At 66.0% G+C, this 17,578-nt stretch carries 16 protein-coding genes; 11 read left to right on the top strand and 5 right to left on the bottom strand.

Features of this window, described 5'->3' with window-relative positions:
* Positions 1 to 123 precede the first annotated feature (123 nt).
* From aceE to ACREYQ_RS06150, 5 genes are all read left to right on the top strand, one after another.
* Positions 124 to 2,811 (top strand): pyruvate dehydrogenase (acetyl-transferring), homodimeric type, encoded by a 2,688-nt coding sequence (gene aceE, locus ACREYQ_RS06130; protein WP_432259869.1) that lies wholly within the window; start codon positions 124 to 126, stop codon positions 2,809 to 2,811.
* A gap of 167 nt (positions 2,812 to 2,978) precedes the next feature.
* On the top strand, positions 2,979 to 4,649 hold the full coding sequence (gene aceF / locus ACREYQ_RS06135; RefSeq protein ID WP_432259870.1) for a dihydrolipoyllysine-residue acetyltransferase: 1,671 nt from the start codon (positions 2,979 to 2,981) through the stop codon (positions 4,647 to 4,649).
* A gap of 72 nt (positions 4,650 to 4,721) precedes the next feature.
* Entirely contained in the window at positions 4,722 to 5,378 is a 657-nt protein-coding gene (locus ACREYQ_RS06140) for an MFS transporter (RefSeq protein WP_432259871.1), read from the top strand.
* Between the two features lie 33 nt (positions 5,379 to 5,411).
* A complete protein-coding gene (gene lpdA / locus ACREYQ_RS06145) occupies positions 5,412 to 7,196 on the top strand; it encodes a dihydrolipoyl dehydrogenase (protein ID WP_432259872.1) in 1,785 nt (594 codons plus the stop codon).
* 221 nt (positions 7,197 to 7,417) lie between these two features.
* A complete protein-coding gene (locus tag ACREYQ_RS06150) occupies positions 7,418 to 7,612 on the top strand; it encodes a hypothetical protein (RefSeq protein ID WP_432259873.1) in 195 nt (64 codons plus the stop codon).
* Between the two features lie 277 nt (positions 7,613 to 7,889).
* Here the strand turns inward: ACREYQ_RS06150 and phaP1 are convergent, their stop codons facing one another.
* Positions 7,890 to 8,468 carry a TIGR01841 family phasin PhaP1 gene (gene phaP1 / locus ACREYQ_RS06155; RefSeq protein WP_432259874.1) on the bottom strand — a complete coding sequence of 193 codons (579 nt, stop codon included), beginning with the start codon at positions 8,466 to 8,468 and terminating at the stop codon, positions 7,890 to 7,892.
* A gap of 359 nt (positions 8,469 to 8,827) precedes the next feature.
* Here phaP1 and ACREYQ_RS06160 point away from each other — a divergent pair, with 359 nt between their 5' ends.
* The 4 genes from ACREYQ_RS06160 (at position 8,828) to ACREYQ_RS06175 (ending at position 11,940) form a co-directional block, all read left to right on the top strand.
* The gene (locus ACREYQ_RS06160; protein WP_432259875.1) at positions 8,828 to 9,748 is read left to right on the top strand and encodes a histone deacetylase family protein; all 921 of its coding nucleotides are present in this window, start codon (positions 8,828 to 8,830) and stop codon (positions 9,746 to 9,748) included.
* Positions 9,745 to 10,671 carry a DMT family transporter gene (locus ACREYQ_RS06165; protein WP_432259876.1) on the top strand — a complete coding sequence of 309 codons (927 nt, stop codon included), beginning with the start codon at positions 9,745 to 9,747 and terminating at the stop codon, positions 10,669 to 10,671. The genes ACREYQ_RS06160 and ACREYQ_RS06165 overlap by 4 nt, the downstream gene beginning before the upstream one ends.
* 84 nt (positions 10,672 to 10,755) lie before the next feature.
* Positions 10,756 to 11,202, top strand: coding sequence for an acyl-CoA thioesterase (locus ACREYQ_RS06170; RefSeq protein WP_432259877.1), 447 nt, complete (start codon positions 10,756 to 10,758; stop codon positions 11,200 to 11,202).
* Positions 11,203 to 11,217: 15 nt separating this feature from the next.
* Positions 11,218 to 11,940: a nitroreductase gene (locus tag ACREYQ_RS06175; RefSeq protein WP_432259878.1), complete on the top strand. Its 723-nt coding sequence runs from the start codon at positions 11,218 to 11,220 to the stop codon at positions 11,938 to 11,940.
* Positions 11,941 to 12,182: 242 nt separating this feature from the next.
* On the opposite strand, the gene ACREYQ_RS06180 is transcribed toward ACREYQ_RS06175, so the two are convergent.
* Positions 12,183 to 12,419 (bottom strand): hypothetical protein, encoded by a 237-nt coding sequence (locus ACREYQ_RS06180; protein WP_432259879.1) that lies wholly within the window; start codon positions 12,417 to 12,419, stop codon positions 12,183 to 12,185.
* Positions 12,420 to 12,435: 16 nt separating this feature from the next.
* Between ACREYQ_RS06180 and pbpG the strand changes: the two genes are divergently transcribed.
* On the top strand, positions 12,436 to 13,437 hold the full coding sequence (gene pbpG, locus ACREYQ_RS06185) for a D-alanyl-D-alanine endopeptidase (RefSeq protein ID WP_432259880.1): 1,002 nt from the start codon (positions 12,436 to 12,438) through the stop codon (positions 13,435 to 13,437).
* 69 nt (positions 13,438 to 13,506) lie between these two features.
* Here the strand turns inward: pbpG and ACREYQ_RS06190 are convergent, their stop codons facing one another.
* From ACREYQ_RS06190 to ACREYQ_RS06200, 3 genes are all read right to left on the bottom strand, one after another.
* Positions 13,507 to 14,919, bottom strand: a complete 1,413-nt coding sequence (locus tag ACREYQ_RS06190; protein ID WP_432259881.1) for an FAD-binding oxidoreductase — start codon at positions 14,917 to 14,919, stop codon at positions 13,507 to 13,509.
* A 15-nt stretch (positions 14,920 to 14,934) separates the two neighbouring features.
* Positions 14,935 to 15,684 (bottom strand): FadR/GntR family transcriptional regulator, encoded by a 750-nt coding sequence (locus tag ACREYQ_RS06195; protein WP_432259882.1) that lies wholly within the window; start codon positions 15,682 to 15,684, stop codon positions 14,935 to 14,937.
* A gap of 139 nt (positions 15,685 to 15,823) precedes the next feature.
* Positions 15,824 to 16,609, bottom strand: coding sequence for an IclR family transcriptional regulator (locus tag ACREYQ_RS06200; RefSeq protein WP_432259883.1), 786 nt, complete (start codon positions 16,607 to 16,609; stop codon positions 15,824 to 15,826).
* Positions 16,610 to 16,845: 236 nt separating this feature from the next.
* On the opposite strand from ACREYQ_RS06200, the gene ACREYQ_RS06205 reads away from it, so the two are divergent.
* Complete coding sequence (locus ACREYQ_RS06205) at positions 16,846 to 17,571, top strand: (Fe-S)-binding protein (RefSeq protein ID WP_432259884.1); 726 nt, start codon at positions 16,846 to 16,848, stop codon at positions 17,569 to 17,571.
* Positions 17,572 to 17,578: the final 7 nt, after the last annotated feature.

Here is a 17,578-nt window from a genome sequence, read left to right on the forward strand (position 1 = left end):
CGGCGGCCCCGATGCAAGGCAGCATGGCGCCGGAATCCGCAAGTCGGTGCGAGTCATACGTAGAGCGTGTCCGGGCGCTGCCAGCGCGGGCGCGGAAGCAAAGAATTCACCCAGGAGACAGTCATGTCCGCCGTACCAGAGCAGATTCTCGGCGCCTCGAGCGCCAACGACGCCGATCCCCAGGAAACCCATGAATGGCTCGACGCCCTGCAGGGCGTCCTGGCCGCCGAAGGCCCGTCGCGCGCCGCTTTCCTGATCGACAAGCAGATCGAATACGCACGCGTGAACGGCGTCACGCAGCCGTTCCATGCCGAGACGCAGTACATCAACACGATTCCGGTAGAGCAGCAGGCCCGCATCCCCGGCGACCAGGACATCGAGCACCGGATCCGCTCGTACACCCGCTGGAACGCCATGGCGATGGTGCTGCGCGCCAACAAGCACACCAACGTCGGCGGCCACATCTCGTCGTTCGCGTCGGCGGCCACGCTGTATGACGTCGGCTACAACCACTTCTGGCGCGCCCCGTCTGAACAGAGCGGCGGCGACCTGGTCTTCGTGCAGGGCCACTCGGCTCCGGGCGTGTATTCGCGCGCCTTCCTGCTCGGCCGCCTGACGCCGGACCAGCTCGACAACTTCCGCCAGGAAGTGGACGGCAAGGGCATCTCGTCATACCCGCACCCGTGGCTGATGCCGGACTTCTGGCAGTTCCCGACGGTGTCGATGGGCCTGGGCCCGATCATGGCCATCTACCAGGCCCGCTTCATGAAGTACCTGGACAGCCGCGGCCTGGCCAAGGCCGGCGACCGCAAGGTCTGGGCCTTCCTCGGCGACGGCGAGACCGACGAGCCGGAATCGCTGGGCGCGATCGGCATGGCCGGCCGCGAGAAGCTCGACAACCTGGTCTTCGTCATCAACTGCAACCTGCAGCGCCTGGACGGCCCGGTGCGCGGCAACGGCAAGATCATCCAGGAGCTGGAGTCCGAGTTCCGCGGCGCGGGCTGGAACGTGATCAAGGTGGTCTGGGGCAGCAAGTGGGATTCGCTGCTGGCACGCGACACCAAGGGCCTGCTGATGAAGCGCATGATGGAATGCGTGGACGGCGAGTACCAGACCTTCAAGGCCAAGGACGGCGCCTACGTGCGCGAGCACTTCTTCAACACGCCTGAGCTCAAGGCGATGGTGGCGGACTGGTCCGACGACGATATCTGGCGCCTGAACCGCGGCGGCCACGACCCGCACAAGATCTATGCCGCCTACAAGGCTGCCAGCGAGCACAAGGGCCAGCCCACGCTGATCCTGGCCAAGACCATCAAGGGCTATGGCATGGGCGACGCCGGCCAGGCCATGAACGTGGCCCACCAGCAGAAGAAGATGCCGGTGGACGCGATCCGCAAGTTCCGCGACCAGTTCAGCATCCCGGTCGCCGACGACAAGCTGGAAGACGTGCCCTACGTCACCTTCGAGGAAGGCTCGAAGGAACTGGAATACATGCGCCAGGCGCGCATGAACCTGGGCGGCTACCTGCCGGCCCGCCGCCAGAAGGCCGAGGCGCTGCCGGTGCCTGAGCTGAAGGCGTTCGAAGCCCTGCTCAAGGCCACTGGCGAAGGCCGCGAAGTGTCCACCACCATGGCCTTCGTGCGGATCCTGAACACGCTGCTGAAAGACAAGCAGATCGGCAAGCATGTGGTGCCCATCGTCCCGGACGAGTCGCGCACCTTCGGCATGGAAGGCCTGTTCCGCCAGGTCGGCATCTGGAACCAGGAAGGCCAGAAGTACGTCCCGGAAGATCACGACCAGCTGATGTTCTACAAGGAGTCGCAGACTGGCCAGGTGCTGCAGGAAGGCATCAACGAAGCCGGCGCCATGTGCGACTGGATCGCCGCCGCCACGTCGTACTCGACGCACGGCGTGCAGATGATCCCGTTCTACATCTACTATTCGATGTTCGGCATCCAGCGTATCGGCGACCTGTGCTGGGCCGCCGCCGACATGCGCTCGCGCGGCTTCCTGCTGGGCGGCACCGCCGGCCGCACCACGCTGAACGGCGAAGGCCTGCAGCATGAAGACGGCCACTCGCACGTGTTTCACGCGGTGATCCCGAATTGCATCTCGTACGACCCGACCTTCCAGTACGAACTGGCGGTCATCATGCAGGACGGCCTGCGCCGCATGTATGCCGAGCAGGAAGACGTCTACTACTACCTGACGGTGATGAACGAGAACTACGAGCATCCGGAAATGCCGGCTGGCGTAGAGCAAGACATCGTCAAGGGCATGTACCAGTTCCGCAAGGGCGTCGAGAACAGCAACGCGCCGCGCGTGCAGCTGCTGGGCTCGGGCACGATCTTCCGCGAGGTGATCGCCGCCGCCGACCTGCTGAAGAAAGACTGGGGCGTCGAGTCGGACCTGTGGGGCTGCCCGAGCTTCACCGAACTGGCCCGCGACGGCCAGGCCGCCGAGCGCTTCAACCTGCTGCACCCGGCCGAGACCCAGCGCGAAGCGTTTGTCGCGCAGAAGCTGAAGTCGGCGCGCGGCCCGGTGATCGCCTCCACCGACTACATCCGCGCCTTCGCCGAGCAGATCCGTCCGTTCGTGCCGCGCCGCTACGTGGTGCTGGGCACCGACGGCTTCGGCCGCTCGGATACGCGCGAGAAGCTGCGCCACTTCTTCGAAGTGGACCGCTACTGGGTCACGCTGGCCGCGCTCAAGGCGCTGGCCGACGAGGGTGCGATCGGCCGCGACAAGGTTGCCGAGGCCATCAAGAAGTACAACCTCGACCCGAACAAGCCCAACCCGATGTCGGTCTGATCCGGCAGCCTGCACCAACCCCCGCAGTACGGCAGCGCCGTGCCGCGGGCGCCCCGGCCAGAGGCCGGACGGCGCCATGCGGCATGGCGGCGTGACAGAAGCGGGCGGCGAAGGTAATCTCGCCGCTTGCGGACGTCGCGCGTGCCGGCCTGCCCAGGAGACACTGAATGAGTCAAGCGATTGAAATCAAGGTGCCGGATATCGGCGACTATGACGCCGTTCCCGTCATTGAAGTGCATGTGAAACCCGGCGACAGCATCAACGCGGAAGACGCGCTGGTGACGCTGGAGTCCGACAAGGCCACCATGGACGTGCCCTCGCCGCAGGCCGGCGTGGTCAAGGACGTCCGCATCAAGGTAGGCGACAACGTGTCCGAAGGCTCGGTACTGGTGATGCTGGAGGCGGCCAACGAGCCCGCCGCCGCACCGGCTGCCGCTGCCGCTGCCGCAGCTGCCGCAGCGCCGGCCCCGGCTCCGGCGCCCGCGGCCGCAACCCCCGCACCGGCTCCCGCCCCGGCAGCAGCCCCGGCCGCCGGCGGTGGCGGCACCATCGAAGTCAAGGTGCCCGATATCGGCGACTACGACGCCGTGCCCGTCATCGAAGTCCATGTGAAGCCGGGCGACACCATCAACGCCGAAGACGCGCTGGTGACGCTGGAATCCGACAAGGCCACCATGGACGTGCCCTCGCCGCAAAGCGGCGTGGTCAAGGAAGTCAAGGTCAAGGTTGGCGACAACGTGTCCGAAGGCACGCTGCTGCTGATTCTGGAAGGCGCCGCTGCGGCTGCCGCCGCGCCCGCCGCCGCACCGGCTCCCGCTGCCGCCAGCGCGCCAGCACCGGCGCCGGCCCCCGCAGCCGCCCCGGCTCCGGCCGCTGTGCCTGCTGCCGCGCCGGCCGCCGCTGGCGCAACCGGCAAGGCCGCCCACGCCAGCCCCTCGGTGCGCAAGTTCGCGCGCGAGCTGGGCGTGGACGTGTCGCGCGTGCCGGGCACCGGCCCCAAGGGCCGCATCACCCAGGAAGACGTGCAGAACTACGTCAAGGGCGTGATGACCGGCCAGGCCGCCGCGCCCGCGCAGGCCGCCGCGGCTGGCGCCGGTGGTGGCGAGCTCGGCCTGCTGCCGTGGCCGAAGGTCGATTTCACCCGCTTCGGCGAGATCGAAAGCAAGGCCCTGTCGCGCATCAAGAAGATCTCGGGCGCCAACCTGCACCGCAACTGGGTCATGATCCCGCACGTCACCAACCATGACGAAGCGGACATCACCGAGCTGGAAGCCTTCCGCGTCCAGTTGAACAAGGAAAACGAGAAGTCCGGCATCAAGGTGACGATGCTGGCGTTCATGATCAAGGCCACGGTCGCGGCGCTGAAGAAGTTCCCGAACTTCAACGCGTCGCTGGACGGCGACAACCTGGTGCTGAAGAAATACTTCAACATCGGTTTTGCCGCCGACACCCCGAACGGCCTGGTCGTGCCGGTGATCAAGGATGCCGACAGGAAGGGCGTGCTGGAAATCAGCCAGGAAATGGGCGAGCTGGCCAAGCTGGCGCGCGACGGCAAGCTCAAGCCGGACCAGATGCAGGGCGGCTGCTTCTCGATCTCGTCGCTCGGCGGACTCGGCGGCACGTATTTCACGCCGATCATCAATGCGCCGGAAGTGGCCATCATGGGCGTGTGCAAGTCGTTCCAGAAGCCCGTCTGGGACGGCAAGCAGTTCGTGCCGCGCCTGACGCTGCCGCTGTCGCTGTCGTGGGACCACCGCGTCATCGATGGCGCCGAGGCCGCGCGCTTCAACACGTACTTCGGGCAACTGCTGGCGGACTTCCGCCGGATCCTGCTGTAAGCGGGGTCGCGCCGGGCGGGCGGGGCGACAGCCTGGCCCGCCCGGCGCACCACGCGCAACCGGGAGCGAGCCATGACTACCTGTGTGGTCGTCAGGAAGGGCGCCGAAGTGGCGATCGCCGCGGACGCGCTGGTCACGTTCGGCGATACGCGCCTGTCGCGCGCCTACGAGCGCAACCAGAAGGTGTTTCCGGTGGGCGACGGCTTTATCGCGCTGGCCGGGACCACGGCGCACTTCCCGGTCATGCGCACGCTGCTGGCGGGCCTGGGCGAAGAGTGCCGGCTGGGCTCGCGCGACGACGTGTTCCGTACCTTCCTGAAGGTGCACGAGAAGCTGAAGTCGGACTACTTCGTCAACACCAAGGAAGACGATGACGATCCCTACGAGTCGTCGCAGATCGTATGCCTGATCGCCAATCCGGCGGGTATCTTCGGCGTCTACTCGTACCGCGAGGTGTTTTCGTTCGACCGCTTCTGGGGCATCGGCTCGGGCCGCAACTATGCGCTGGGCGCGATGCATGCGGTGTACGACCGGCCGGACCTGGATGCGGGCGAGATCGCGCGCATCGGCGTCGATGCGGGCGTTGAGTTCGACAAGAGTTCGGCGGGTCCGATCGAGGTCCATACCGTGCAACTGCACCAGGGCGATGCCCCGGCGGCGGCTGGCGGTACGGCGAGCGGCAATGCGGCACCCGGCAGCACGGCAACCAACAACGACGGCGCGCCCTGAAGCCGAAAGGCAGGCGCGCATAGAGGAGCAAACATGAGTGTGATCGAAGTCAAGGTGCCGGATATCGGCGATTTCGACGCGGTGGAAGTGATCGAGGTGCTGGTCAAGGCCGGCGACACGGTCGAAGTGGAACAGTCCCTGATCGTACTGGAGTCCGACAAGGCCAGCATGGACGTGCCCTCGTCGGCCGCCGGCAAGGTGGTCGAGGTCAAGGTCAAGGTGGGCGACAAGGTCGGCCAGGGCGCGGTGATCTGCACCATCGAGGCCCAGCAGGCAGCGGCCGCCCCGGCGCCCGCGCAAGCCCCGGCTCCGGCCCAGGTCCCTGCGCCGGCCGCCGCAGCCCCGGCACCTGCACCCGCGGCCGCCAGCCACAGCGGCGGCGCCGACATCCAGTGCGAAATGCTGGTGCTGGGCGCCGGCCCCGGCGGCTATTCGGCCGCATTCCGTGCCGCCGACCTGGGCATGAACACCGTGCTGGTGGAGCGCTACAGCACGCTCGGTGGCGTCTGCCTGAACGTGGGCTGCATCCCGTCCAAGGCCCTGCTGCACAACGCCGCCGTGATCGACGAAGCCAAGGCGCTGGCCGCCCACGGCATCCTGTTCGGCGAAGCCAAGATCGACCTGGACGGCCTGCGTCACTACAAGAACCAGGTGGTCGGCAAGCTGACCGGCGGCCTGGCCGGCATGGCCAAGGCGCGCAAGGTGCAGGTGGTGCGCGGCATCGGCAACTTCCTCGACCCGCACCACCTGGAAGTCGAGCTGACCGAGGGCGAGGGCAAGCGCTCGACCGGCAAGAAGACCGTGATCCGCTTCGAGAAGGCCATCATCGCCGCCGGCAGCCAGGCGGTGAAGCTGCCCTTCATCCCGGAAGACCCGCGCATCGTCGACTCGACCGGCGCCCTGGAACTGCCCGAAGTGCCCAACAAGATGCTGGTTATCGGCGGCGGCATCATCGGCCTGGAAATGGCCACGGTGTACAGCACGCTGGGTGCCGATATCGACGTCGTGGAAATGCTCGACGGCCTGATGGGCGGCGCTGACCGCGACCTGGTCAAGGTCTGGGAAAAGAAGAACAAGGACCGCTTCGGCAAGGTCATGCTGAAGACCAAGACCGTCGGGGTGGACGCGAAGCCGGATGGCATCTACGTCAAGTTCGAAGGCGAAGCCGCGCCGGCCGAGCCGCAGCGCTACGACCTGGTGCTGGTGTCGGTGGGCCGCTCGCCCAACGGCAAGCGCATCAGCGCGGAGAAGGCCGGCGTCGCCGTGACCGACCGCGGCTTTATCGACGTCGACAAGCAGATGCGCACCAATGTGCCGCATATCTTCGCGATCGGCGACGTGGTCGGCCAGCCGATGCTGGCGCACAAGGCCGTGCACGAAGCGCACGTGGCCGCAGAAGCCGCACATGGCGAGAAGGCCTACTTCGATGCCAAGCAGATTCCGTCGGTGGCCTTTACCGATCCGGAAGTGGCCTGGGCCGGCGTGACCGAAGACGAGTGCAAGGCCAAGGGGATCAAGTACAGCAAGGGCGTGTTCCCCTGGGCGGCTTCGGGCCGCGCCATCGCCAACGGCCGCGACGAAGGCTTCACCAAGCTGATCTTCGACGAGGAAACCCATCGCGTGATCGGCGGCGGCATCGTCGGCACGCATGCCGGCGACCTGATCAGCGAGGTCTGCCTGGCGATCGAGATGGGGGCCGATGCGGTGGATATCGGCAAGACCATCCACCCGCACCCGACGCTGGGTGAGTCGATCGGCATGGCGGCGGAGATCTACGAGGGCACGTGCACGGACGTGCCGCCGCCGCGCAAGCGCTGAGCGCCGGTTGCTGCAAACAGAAAGGCCCGCCTGGATTGGCGGGCTTTTTCTTGGGCTATTACGCAATTAACCGCCGGGATTTCTTCGGCGTCCACGGGTCCTGGCTGCCACGACGCGTCTGTGTCGCGGCCAGGGTGCCTGTAGCGGCGGAGCCGCCCAATACCCTCGAAGCCTATACTGACCACATGGTTGCCGGTCATTGGCGCCATAAAGGATCCGCCATGAGCAATCGCCGCTATGTCGTGACAATCGACCAGCCCAGGGACGTTGCCGACGAGCAGATGGCAGAGTACATCAAGCATGCCATCGCCGGCTGGGGGGCAGGATTGCCTCCGCCTCCGGCGGACAGCCCGTTCTTCGACCTGGATGTGTTGTCGGTAACAGTGAGCAGCAAGCAGCACAAGGACCATTCATGAAGAAGGCGTCCCGCTCTGGGACCCGTCCCGGCCGCTACAGGGATTTCCTGGAATTCCTCGTTGAACCAAAAAAAGCCCGACCTCTGGAGGTCGGGCTTAACGATACGTTGGACTAGGAGACCGCGGTACCGAGGAGACATCGGCAGAGAAGGCAGCGCCGGTGCAACTCGGTCAGGCATTACCTTCATCGTTGGCAAAACACACCGCAAACGCGAGGCGTCGATATGCTTTGCCAACGGACCGGCCGCAGCCGGTCCATCTTCAACAGAGACAGCTATCAGGCAGCCGTCGTCTTCTTGGCCGTGGCCGTACGGGCCGTGGCGCTGGCTTGCTGGGCAGCCTTGGTGGCAGCCGTGGCAGCAGCCTGGAAGTTGGTCTCAGCGATTTCGACCGCTTGCTTGGTCGCCTTCTGCACCGACTCGTAGGCGTTGTTGGCAGCGGAGATCGCCGACTTCACGATGGCTACGGTCGATTCCGAACCGGCCGGGGCGTTCTTGGCGAAGTTGTCGACCAGGGCTTGCACCTTCTTCGAGCCTTCGGCCAGTTGGGCTTCGGCTACCTTGGTGAACTCGCTCTGGGTTTCCGAAGCGATTTCATACAGGTGACGGGTGTAGGCCAGGGTCTTTTCTGCGACCGGCTGCACGGCTGCGGCCTGGATGGCCAGCAGTTCCTGCGCGTCCTTGGCCGACAGCGCCTTCTTGGCGTTGTCAACGCTTTCTGCGAACGTGGTCTTGACGACCTGCAGGTTCAGTTCGACGAGCTTCTCGACGCCTTCAAATGCCTTGGTGGTCAGGCCGAACAGCGTTTCGAGGTTGGCCTTTTGTGCTGCTGCAACTTGTTCCGGGGTGAGGATCATTGCTGGTCTCCAGTGGTGAACTTCAAGGTCAAGCAAATTAAGCCACCTAGATGTCAGGACCGTGACGGTGTTGAGCCCGCTTCGGCCAGCCCAGGCGCGTGGGTAGGTTCAGGCGCATTTCTTTGTTTGATGCGCCGCAACAATTCCCATTTTAGGGACGCCGGATGCAATGTCAAGCGGATTTTGTGCGATGCACAAGAGGCTGTTGCAGACGCGCCGGGGAAGTGGCTGCGGCGCCATCCGGGGGCCCTCCGGGCGACGGCGGTGCAGGGGTGCTACCATCGCAGGCTGCCCGCGCCCGCACGGCTGGCCGGCGCCGGGAATCCAACAAGACGTGAACAGAATCGCCAGGCCACTCCATGCTCGCCTTCTATGCCGACCACTTTGTGCTGCCTTTGCCACCCGGGCACCGCTTCCCGATGTGCAAGTACAGCATGCTGCGCGATGCCGTCACGGCGCAGGTGCCGGGCCTGTGTCTGGCCGAGGCCCCGCGCGCCGGCGACGATGCGCTGTTGCTGGCGCACACGGCAGAATATGTGCGGGCAGCTTCGGCCGGCACGCTTGACGCTGCGCGCCAGCGCGAGATCGGCTTTCCGTGGTCCGAAGCCATGGTGGAGCGTTCGCGGCGCTCGGCGGGCGCCACCATCGAGGCCTGCCGGACGGCGCTGCGCGAAGGCATCGCCGTGAACCTGGCAGGCGGCACGCACCACGCCTATGCCGACAAGGGCGGCGGCTTCTGCGTCTTCAACGATGCCGCCATCGCGGCACGGGTGCTGCAGCGCGACGGCGCGGTGCGCCGCGTGGCCGTGATCGACCTGGACGTGCACCAGGGCAACGGCACAGCTTCGATCCTGCAGGGCGATCCATCGGTGTTCACGCTGTCGCTGCACGGCGAGAAGAACTATCCGTTCCGCAAGGAAGCCAGCGACCTGGACGTTGGCCTGCCGGACGGCTGTGACGACGATGCCTACGCGCAGGCGCTGCAGGCCGCGCTGGACACGCTGTTCAGCCGCTTCGAGCCGGAGTTGATTATCTACCTGGCCGGCGCCGATCCGCATGAGGGCGATCGTCTTGGCCGGCTCAGGCTGACCACGGCAGGCCTGGCCCGGCGCGACCGCCTGGTGTTCGATGCCGCGCAGGCTCGCCAGTTGCCGGTGGCGGTGGCGATGGCCGGCGGCTATGGCAACCAGATCGAAGACACTGTCGCCGTGCACGCGCAGACCGTGCGCCTCGCCGCGCAGTATCACGCGCGCCGCGCACAACTGGCGGTGGCGTCATGAGCGATGTGATGAAGTCAGGCCACGCAGCCGTGACCAGCCCTCGCGCCACGCTGTGGGTGACGTCGATGCCGTGGCTGTTCGTGCTGATCTGGAGCACGGGTTTTATCGTTGCCAAATACGGCATGCCGTATGCGGAGCCGATGACCTTCCTGTTCCTGCGCTTTGCCGGCGTGCTGGTGCTGATGGTGCCGTTCGTGGTGCTGGCGCGCGTGCCGCTGCCGCGCCGGCCAGGCACGGCGGTGACAGACTGGCGCGCGGTCGGGCATATCGCCGTGGCTGGCCTCTTGTTGCAGGCGGGCTACCTGGGCGGCGTGTGGGCCGCGATCAAGCTTGGCATGCCGGCGGGCGTGTCGGCGCTGATCGTCGGCATGCAGCCGGTCCTGACCGCGGCGATCGCCACGCGCATGGGCGAGAGCATCGGCGCGCGCCAGTGGCTGGGCCTGCTGCTGGGCATCGCCGGCGTGGCGCTGGTGGTGGCCAACAAGCTGGGGGCCAGCGGGCTGACGCCGGCAAGCCTGGCGCTGGCGGGCGGTGCCTTGCTCAGCATCACCGTCGGCACGGTCTACCAGCGGCACTTCTGCCCGGTATTCGACCTGCGCATGGGCTCGGTGATCCAGTTTGCCGCGGCCGCGCTGGCGTGCGTGCCGTTTATGTTCCTGTTCGAAACCCGTGTGGTGCAGTGGAATGCCGCCATGCTGGGCGCGCTGGCGTGGTCGGTGGTGGCACTGTCGATCGGAGCGATCTCACTGTTGTTCCTGCTGATCAGGCAGGGCGCGGCGACCAAGGTGTCGAGCCTGATGTACCTGACGCCGCCCACCACCGCAGTAATGGCCTGGCTGCTGTTCGGCGAGCGCTTTCCGCCGCTGGCCGCCGCGGGCATGGTGCTTGCGGCGCTTGGTGTTGCGCTTGTCATCCGCCGCTAGCCGCCGCGCGTTCGTTCCGCTGATGCGGCTGTTTCAGAGTATTCCTATTCCGTCCTGTTGCGCGTCCTGTCTCTTTCCCGCCCCATGAAACCGCAAGCCGAATCGCGCCGTGCCTATCCGTACTTCCAGCCGATCACCACGCGTTGGATGGACAACGATGTCTATGGCCACGTTAACAACGTTGTCTACTACAGTTATTTTGACACCGTGGTGAATACCTACCTGATCCGGCAGGGCGTGCTCGATGTCGCTTCGGGCGACACCATCGGGCTGGTGATCGAGACGCAGTGCAACTACTTCTCTTCGCTGAGCTTCCCCGAGACCGTGGTAGCGGGTTTGCGCGTGGCCAGGCTGGGCACGTCCAGCGTACGCTATGAAGTCGGGCTCTTCAGCGGCGACAACGAGATCGCCGCGGCGCAAGGGCATTTCATCCACGTCTATGTCGATCGCGCCACGCGCCGTCCGGTACCGCTCCCGGGCGCGCTGCGCGAGGCGCTGCTGCCATTGGTGGCGACGGGGGTGCAAGGGTAGGCGGGGCAACAGGAGATGAACAAGATGTCCCACGAGATGCAGCTCGGTTCGCAGGACGCCGCGGACTGCGTGGATCGTGCGATCCTCACGCGGCGCTCGGTGCGGGCCTTTCTCGACACGCCCGTGCCGCGCCGCACCGTCGAAGAGATCCTGGCCGTGGCCAGCCGCGCACCTTCGGGCACCAACGCGCAGCCGTGGCGTGTCTATGTGCTGTCCGGCGAGGCCAAGGCGAAGCTGTGCGCCGATGTGCTGGCCGCCTACGAGGACCCGGAGCGCGACAGCAAGTACCTGGAGGAGTATCCGTACTACCCGCGCGAGTGGGCCGATCCCTATCTGTCGCGGCGGCGCAAGGTGGGCTGGGACCTGTACGGCCTGCTGGAGATCAGCCGCGAGGACAAGGCCCGCATGCACGAACAGCACGCGCGCAATTTCCGCTTCTTCGACGCGCCGGTGGGGATGATCTTCACCATCGACCGCATCATGGAGCAGGGCAGCTGGCTGGACTACGGCATGTTCCTGCAAAGCATCATGGTCGCCGCCAGGGCGCGCGGGCTGGACACCTGCCCGCAGGCGGCGTTCACACAGTTCCACAAGATCATTGCCAGTCACCTGCGGCTGCCGCCCGAGGAAATGGTGGTGTGCGGCATGTCGCTGGGGTTTGCCGATCCGGAGGCCATTGCAAACCGGCTGACCACGGAACGTGAACCGGTCAGCGGGTTCGCGCGTTTTCTCTCATAGTGAATTCTGTTTCAACATGTAACGATGGATGCCGATATAGCAAGCGACTTTCCCGTATTGGCGGCGTCGTTACCAAGGGGTAGCAAGGTGAATCGGACTGCGCTTGGGTCAAGCGCGCCGTGGTTCGATAGCGAACGTGATGTATTGCGTACTTTTTTCGCAATGTGGAAATGTTTGCTAATCGAACTTTAAGGAGCGTCTGTAAGTCTTTAATCTTGCTAACAATTTCTTTCTTTCCTACACTAGCGCCATCCCTGATGCGCTGAACGAATCATGTTCCGGTCTGATTCCATTTTTTCCAGATTCTTCGGCTCCACGCCCCTGTCCGCCGTAGCCGCCGCAGTTCTGGTGTCGGTGTCGATGGTCGCGGCGCCTGTGGCCGACGCGGCCACCACGTCCGCAAGCACCCAAAAAACGTCTAAAAAGCACGCAAAATCGGCTAACGCCGAGAAAAATGGTGCTTCGAAGGCAGCTACCAAGAGCTCTCACAGCAAAGTGGCCAAGGGCGAGGCAGCGTCCTCGCGCAAGGTCATCGTATTGAAGAACGGCAAGCGCCACGTCGTGATGGCGCAACGCGCGGCACCGGTGCGTGCCGCGTTTACGCCCGCCAAGCCCTCGCTGGGCGAAGCCATGGGCCTGCGCGCCACGGACGATGCCCTGGCGCTGCGCTCCAGCGTGGCCCTGGTGATGGACCAGAACTCGAACGAGGTGCTGTTCCAGAAAAATGCCAGCGCCGTGCTGCCGATCGCCTCGATCACCAAGCTGATGACCGCGCTGGTGGTGATGGACGCGCGCCTGCCGATGGACGAAGTGCTGACCATTTCCGAGGATGACCGCGACACCGAGAAGCACAGCAGCTCGCGGCTGCGCTTCGGCACGCAGCTGCCGCGCCAGGAACTGTTGCTGCTGGCACTGATGTCGTCCGAGAACCGCGCCGCCTCGGCGCTGGGCCGCAACTATCCGGGCGGCCTGCCGGCCTTCGTGCAGGCGATGAACCGCAAGGCCCAGGAGCTGGGCATGAACGACAGCCACTTTGTCGATTCCAGCGGCCTGTCGAGCGGCAATGTGTCGAGCGCGACGGACCTGGTGCGCATGGTCAATGCCGCGTACCGCAACCCGACCATCCGCGAGTTCTCGACGCAGACCGAGCATGAGGTCAACGTGCTGGGCCGCACCCAGCACTACGTCAGCACCAACCGCCTGGTGCGCGGCGGCAACTGGGACATCGGGCTGCAGAAGACCGGCTTTATTTCCGAGGCTGGCCAGTGCCTGGTGATGCAGGCCAAGGTCCAGGGCCGCAATGTCGTGATGGTGTTCCTGGATTCCGTCGGCAAGCTGTCGCGCTTTGCCGATGCCACCCGCGTCAAGGACTGGCTGGAGCATTCGCCGGCGCCGTCGTCCCCGCAGCCGCGCGCCTTCCCGGCATCGCCGAACCTGACGCAGGGCCCGAACAGCGCGCACGCGGTGCTGGCATCTCAGCAATCGCGCGGCATCTGATACGGAACGCCTGACCGGAAAAAACGCGCCGTCCTGCGGCGCGTTTTTCTTTGGTGCCGGCGGCAGCCGTCAGAGCAGCTTGCCTGGATTCATGATCCCGGCAGGATCGAATACGGCCTTGATCTCGCGCATCAGGCGCAATTCCAGCGGATCCTTGGCAGCCAGGAAGGCATGGCGCTTGAGCTGGCCGATGCCATGCTCCGCGCTGATGCTGCCGCCATGGCGCATGACTTCGTCCAGCACCGCATCAGTCACGGCGTCCCCCCGGGTGGCGGCCCAGTCTTTCGGCGCGCCGGCCGGGCGCGACAGGTTGTAGTGCAGGTTGCCGTCGCCGAAGTGCCCGAAGACAAAGGGGCGGATGGCGGCATCGAGCGCGCGCAGCCGCGTTTCCATCGAGGCCATGAAGGCCGGGATCAGTTCAATCGGCAACGACACGTCGTGCTTCAGATGCGGGCCGTCGGCACGTTGGGCTTCCGAGATTTCCTCGCGCAGCTTCCACAGCGCCTGAAGTTGCGCGAGCGAGGCGGACACGGCGGCGTCGAGGCACAGCTCGCGCTCGAGCGCTTCACCGACGACGCGCTCGAGCAGCGCGTTCAGTGCGGCTTCATCGGTGGTGTCGGCCAGTTCCACCAGCACGTAGGCGGGGTAGCGCTGCGCGAACGGCTCCTGCACGCCTTCCGCATGGGTCAGCACCAGGTCCAGGCAGTCGCCGGTGAAGAACTCGAACGCCTGCAGGCGTGCGCCGCATTGTTCGAACAGCAGTTCGTAGAGCGCCAGCGACTGCGCGGGCGAAGCCACCGCCGCCAGCACCACGCTGCGCGTATCGGTGCGCGGGAACAGCCGCAGCGCCGCGGCGGTGATGACGCCGAGCGTGCCTTCGGAGCCGATCAGCAACTGCTTCAGGTCGTAGCCGGTATTGTCCTTGCGCAGCGTGCGCAGGCCGTGGAAGACCTCACCGTTGGGCAGCACGGCTTCCACGCCCAGCACCAGCTCGCGCGTCATGCCATAGCGCACCACGTTGACGCCGCCGGCATTGGTCGCCAGGTTGCCGCCGATCTGGCACGAGTCTTCGGCCGCGAGCGACAGCGGCAGCAAGCGGTTGGCGTCTTGTGCCGCGCGGCGCAGGTTGCCCAGGATGCAGCCGGCCTCGGCGACCATGGTGTTGGCGACGGTGTCGAGCGCGCGCACCGCGTTCATGCGGTCCAGGCTCAGCACCACGTTTTGCGTCTGCGCATCGGGTGTGGCGCCGCCGCACAAGCCGGTATTGCCGCCGCGCGGCACCACCGGCACCGCGGCCTGCTGACACAGCGCCAGCGCGCGCGAGACCTCATCCACGGTACGCGGCCGCAGCACGGCCTGGGCCTGGCCACGGTAGATGCCGCGCCAGTCGGACAGCCACGGGGCGATGTCGTCAGGGTTGGTCAGGACGGTATCGGCGCCGAGGGCTTCGGTGAGCCGCTGGGCGAATGGTCCGTTTGGCATGATGGCGGTGTGGTTTCAGGAAAGGGAAGGGGGGCTCGCGGCGGAGGCCGCCGGCGGGGCATCGGCACGCATGCGCAACGAGAGGCCAAGCCGGCGTGCTGCGCACTGCAGGTGTGCGACGGCTGCCGCGCGGGCTGCGGTGGCATCGCCGCGGCGGATGGCGTCGACGATCGCTTCGTGCTCGGCATGCACGGTCTCGGCCAGCCCTGGCTGGCGCAGGGTATTGGCGCGCGCGGTGGCCACGGCCTGGTGCAGCTGCAGGTTCAGGTATTGCAGCAGCTGGCGGTAGTACGGATTGTGGGTGGCGGCGGCGATGCCGATATGAAAGGCCGCGTCGATATCCGCCGCCGGCTGCGGATCGTACAGGCGGGCGTGCAGGCGCTGCAGCAAGGCGCTCAGCGTGGCCACGTCTTCGTCCGTGCGGCGCACGGCGGCCAGCGCCGCGGCGGCGCCTTCCAGGTCGATGCGCAGGTCGTACAGGTCAGCCAGCCCGCTGGCGTCGATATCGGGCTCGCGCGGCAACTGGAAGCCGGATACGCCGGTGCGTGAGCGCACTGTGCAGCCGACCCCCTGGCGGGACTCGACAAAGCCCTGCGAGCGCAGGTGTTCCGTGACTTCGCGGATCACCGCGGCGCTGACGCCGTACTGCTCGGCCAGTTGCCTGCCGGTCGGCAGCCGGCTGCCGACGGGGTAGGCGCCGCTTTCGATATCGGCGCGCAGCTGGCGGGTGACCTGTTCGGTGAGGGTGACGGCGCGGGTTCGCATGGCGGCCGATTATAAGGTTTGCTGGTTATCTGAAAACTAAGGGTAAACCATTGCATGAGGCTGGCCGGCGCTCCAAAGCAAAACGCGCGGACTGCCATGATGGCAGCCCGCGCGCTGGCGGTGGCGGGTACAGCGGGGATCAGGCCGCGGCTTCGGTCACATAGCCCATGCCACGCGAGATCTGCAGCGCCGTGTCCTTCAGGTTTTGCAGCCAGCTGTCCTGCAGCCGGTCGGCCGGTGCCGACAACGACAGCCCGGCCACCAGCCGGCGCGAGTCGTCATAGATGCCGGCGGCGATGCAGCGCACGCCAAGCTCCAGTTCTTCGTTGTCGCGGGCATAGCCGTTGGAGCGCACCCAGTTCAGCTCCCGCTCCAGCTTGGTCAGGTCGGTGATCGAGGTGCGGGTATGCCCGGCCAGCCCGGTGCGGGTGGCATAGTTGCGCACGCGCGCCGACTCATCGGCGGCCAGGAACAGCTTGCCGACCGAGGTCAGGTGCAGCGGCGCGCGGCCGCCGATGGCGCGCACCACCTGCATGCCCGAGCGCTCGCTGTAGGCGCGTTCGATATAGACGATCTCGTCGCCCTGGCGCACCGACAGGTTCACGGTCTGGCCAGTGACACGGTGCAGCGCGCGCATCGGCGCCAGTGCCGCGTCGCGTACCGACAGGCGCGCCTTGACCAGGTTGCCCAGTTCCAGCAGGCGCATGCCGAGCCGGTAGCTGCCGGGGTCGGAACGGTCGACGAAGCGGCAGGCCACCATGTCGTTGAGGATGCGGTGGGCGGTGGAGGGGTGCAGCCCCGTGGCCAGCGACAGCTCTTTCAGGCTGACCGGGTCGGCGTGCTGCGCGAGGGCGTCCAGCAGGGTCATCATGCGCTCGATGACCTGGATGGACGTCTTGCCGGGTGACTTGTCTGCGTCGGACATAGCTGGAAAAAGGAGAAATGTTGCCTTGCGGCATTTTTAAGCGTCTGCCTGATTCTATCTCGCATTGTGAAAATTTCAATAGGTGAAATGACATTACCGTAAGAATCGGCCGGTGATGTCACGCCCGGAAGTGTCGTGCATTGCACCGGATTCACGACGCCGGTGAACGGTTTGTGCGCCACGCGCGGCGCCTAGCGCGCATAATTGCGGGGTTTCGGGGTCTGGAGAAGTCAACAATGCGAGTCGGTCTGTTCGCTACCTGCCTGGTGGACCTGATGCGTCCGGAGATCGGGTTTTCCGTGCTCAAGCTGCTGGAAGGCGCCGGCTACGAGGTGATGGTGCCCGAGGCGCAGACCTGCTGCGGCCAGCCGGCCTACAACTCGGGCGAGCGCGCGGTATCGCGCGACCTGGCGGAGAAATTCCTGCGCGAGTTCGAGATGTTCGACTACATCGTGGTGCCGTCGGGCAGTTGCGGCGGCATGATCCGCCACCATTACGCCGACTTGCTGCGCGACGACCCGGAACTGAACGGCCGCTATGAGCGCCTGCGCGAGCGCGTGTTCGAGCTGACCGACTTCCTGGTCAACGTGGCCAGGATCGAGACGCTGCCGTCGACCTTCTCCGGCCATGTCACCTATCACGATTCCTGTTCCGGCCTGCGCGAACTGGGCGTCAAGCAGCAGCCGCGCGCGCTGCTCTCGCGCCTGCCAGGCGTGCAGCTGACCGAGATGAAGGACTGCGAGGCCTGCTGCGGTTTCGGCGGCACCTTCTCGGTCAAGTACGGCAATATCTCCACGGCCATCGTCGACGAGAAATGCGCCAACATCAAGGCCAGTGGTGCCGATGCCGTGGTGCTGGGCGACCTGGGCTGCATCCTCAATATCGAAGGCCGCCTGCGCCGCACCGGCGACAGCAGCACGCGCGTGCTGCATATCGCGCAGGTGCTGGCGGGCGACGCCTGACATCCGG

Source organism: Cupriavidus sp. TMH.W2 (genome assembly GCF_050847365.1).
In the GTDB taxonomy this organism is placed as follows: Bacteria; Pseudomonadota; Gammaproteobacteria; order Burkholderiales; family Burkholderiaceae; genus Cupriavidus.

Coding starts and splice junctions, on each gene's coding strand:
- aceE (WP_432259869.1), top strand. CDS start 124: ATGTCCGCCGTACCAGAGCAGATTCTCGGCGCCTCGAGCGCCAACGAC.
- aceF (WP_432259870.1), top strand. CDS start 2,979: ATGAGTCAAGCGATTGAAATCAAGGTGCCGGATATCGGCGACTATGAC.
- ACREYQ_RS06140 (WP_432259871.1), top strand. CDS start 4,722: ATGACTACCTGTGTGGTCGTCAGGAAGGGCGCCGAAGTGGCGATCGCC.
- lpdA (WP_432259872.1), top strand. CDS start 5,412: ATGAGTGTGATCGAAGTCAAGGTGCCGGATATCGGCGATTTCGACGCG.
- ACREYQ_RS06150 (WP_432259873.1), top strand. CDS start 7,418: ATGAGCAATCGCCGCTATGTCGTGACAATCGACCAGCCCAGGGACGTT.
- phaP1 (WP_432259874.1), bottom strand. CDS start 8,468: ATGATCCTCACCCCGGAACAAGTTGCAGCAGCACAAAAGGCCAACCTC.
- ACREYQ_RS06160 (WP_432259875.1), top strand. CDS start 8,828: ATGCTCGCCTTCTATGCCGACCACTTTGTGCTGCCTTTGCCACCCGGG.
- ACREYQ_RS06165 (WP_432259876.1), top strand. CDS start 9,745: ATGAGCGATGTGATGAAGTCAGGCCACGCAGCCGTGACCAGCCCTCGC.
- ACREYQ_RS06170 (WP_432259877.1), top strand. CDS start 10,756: ATGAAACCGCAAGCCGAATCGCGCCGTGCCTATCCGTACTTCCAGCCG.
- ACREYQ_RS06175 (WP_432259878.1), top strand. CDS start 11,218: ATGAACAAGATGTCCCACGAGATGCAGCTCGGTTCGCAGGACGCCGCG.
- ACREYQ_RS06190 (WP_432259881.1), bottom strand. CDS start 14,919: ATGCCAAACGGACCATTCGCCCAGCGGCTCACCGAAGCCCTCGGCGCC.
- ACREYQ_RS06195 (WP_432259882.1), bottom strand. CDS start 15,684: ATGCGAACCCGCGCCGTCACCCTCACCGAACAGGTCACCCGCCAGCTG.
- ACREYQ_RS06200 (WP_432259883.1), bottom strand. CDS start 16,609: ATGTCCGACGCAGACAAGTCACCCGGCAAGACGTCCATCCAGGTCATC.
- ACREYQ_RS06205 (WP_432259884.1), top strand. CDS start 16,846: ATGCGAGTCGGTCTGTTCGCTACCTGCCTGGTGGACCTGATGCGTCCG.